The sequence below is a fragment of the Pseudomonas sp. NPDC087346 genome, assembly GCF_044744235.1.
GTDB lineage: Bacteria > Pseudomonadota > Gammaproteobacteria > Pseudomonadales > Pseudomonadaceae > Aquipseudomonas.
Map to the genome: position 1 here is coordinate 93,609 of NZ_JBIUXX010000021.1, position 1,296 is coordinate 94,904.

At 58.9% G+C, this 1,296-nt stretch carries 2 protein-coding genes; both read left to right on the forward strand.

The window, feature by feature from the left end; genetic code table 11:
- Window positions 1-193: 193 nt before the first annotated feature.
- A complete protein-coding gene (locus ACIOZM_RS14920) occupies window positions 194-1,102 on the forward strand; it encodes an OmpA family protein (RefSeq protein WP_401215077.1) in 909 nt (302 codons plus the stop codon).
- 129 nt (window positions 1,103-1,231) lie between these two features.
- Window positions 1,232-1,296 (forward strand): hypothetical protein (locus tag ACIOZM_RS14925; protein WP_401215083.1); only part of this gene is annotated, 65 nt, incomplete at its 3' end.

A 1,296-nucleotide genomic window follows, 5' to 3' on the forward strand; every position in this document is an offset into this window, starting at 1 on the left:
GGCGGGACGCAGCAGGGTCAGGCGGTCGGACATGAGGGGATTCCAGGCGGGTCAAACTGAGGCGAATGCTACCGGAAAAGACTCTTGCAGGCACTCGCTATCAAGTTTTGCCGCAAGCTTCCGATATCCCGTAGGTATGCCGTAAACATAGTGTGAATCGGTCTTTGTGTTTCAGAAGCCAATGGAGCCTCCCGTGCGCCAGCGTTATTTAGCCTTGCTCAGTGTGTTTGCCAGCCTTCCCGCGATGGCGCTCACTTACCAGACTCGTCTGGAGAACATTGAGTGGACGGTCGAAGGGGACAAGTTCGAATGCCGTCTGACACAGCCGATCACTGATTTCGGCTCGGGCCAGTTCGTGCGCAAGGCGGGCGAACAGGCGACGTTCAGGCTCAATGCCTACAACGCCATGCTCGGAGGCGGTTCGGCGACATTGCTCGCCGCCGCCGCACCATGGCAGCCGGGACGCGGCGATATCAATCTCGGCACGGTCCGCATCGGCAGCGGCAACGTGCTGTTCAATAGTTCGCAGGCGCAGGCTTCCAGTCTGGTCAGCGGTCTGATTGAAGGGCGCAGCCCGGTGATTCGTCGTGCTTCGGGCGATGGCCGGGTCTCGGAAGTACGCCTGTTGCCGGTCAAATTCAGCAAGGCCTTCAACGACTATCAGACGTGTGTGGCGAAATTGCTGCCGCAGAATTTCGATCAGATCAAACAGTCGCAAATCGCCTTTCCCGGCGAAGGCATCGATCTGGACGCCGCCGCCAAGGCCAAGCTGCAAGTGATGCTCGAATACATGAAGGCCGATCCGACGGTTAACCATATCGAACTCGATGGCCACTCGGACAACAGCGGCAACCGACTGACCAACCGCGAGCTGTCGCGTCGTCGCGCCTTGGCGGTAGTCGATTTCTTCAAGGCTAACGGCATTCAGGAGTCGCAGATCACTGTGCGCTTCCACGGCGAACGCTACCCATTGGTGCCAAACACCAATGCTGTCAACCGGGCGAAGAATCGTCGAGTCAACGTGCACCTGGCGCGGGTGGCACCAGTGGCAACCCCGGCACCGCAGGCCAGCACCCCGGCGAGCACAGCAGCAACTTCCTGACTCGCCGGTCATCGTCGCGCAATCGAAACAATCTGTCGCTTTGTCGTCTTAAGCTGTCGCGCCTCTGTAAATTATCGCGTTTGAGCGGTAGACTCCTCGGCTTTCCGTATTACCCCGTGGAGTGATGGCATGGCGGACGTAAACAAGGTCGTTCTGGCGTATTCCGGCGGCCTGGACACTTCGGTGATCCTCAA